The 234-nt window shown below is 58.1% G+C and carries 1 protein-coding gene; it reads left to right on the forward strand.

What is annotated here, in order from left to right; translation table 11 throughout:
• On the forward strand, positions 1-234 hold a 234-nt coding region (locus KMS84_RS44920), incomplete at both ends, for a DEAD/DEAH box helicase family protein (RefSeq protein WP_256921689.1).

Genomic DNA, 234 nt, shown 5'->3' on the forward strand with positions numbered 1-234 from the left:
GCGCTATGGGCCTGCGGGGTTGCGCGTCGTTCGGTGCAGCGGTGATGCAACGGATGGCATTGGTCCGGTGTTGGGCGGCCGCTATGACTTGGGTTTCTTCACCTATGAAACCTTTCTCAACTTGGCACTTGGCTCGCCACGCCTGCTCAACCAGCTCGGCCTTGTCGTACTTGACGAGGGGCAGTTCATCACGGATCCAAACCGAGGCATTACGGTCGAGTTGATCTTCTCACT

Source organism: Streptomyces hilarionis (assembly GCF_024539675.1).
GTDB lineage: Bacteria > Actinomycetota > Actinomycetes > Streptomycetales > Streptomycetaceae > Streptomyces > Streptomyces hilarionis.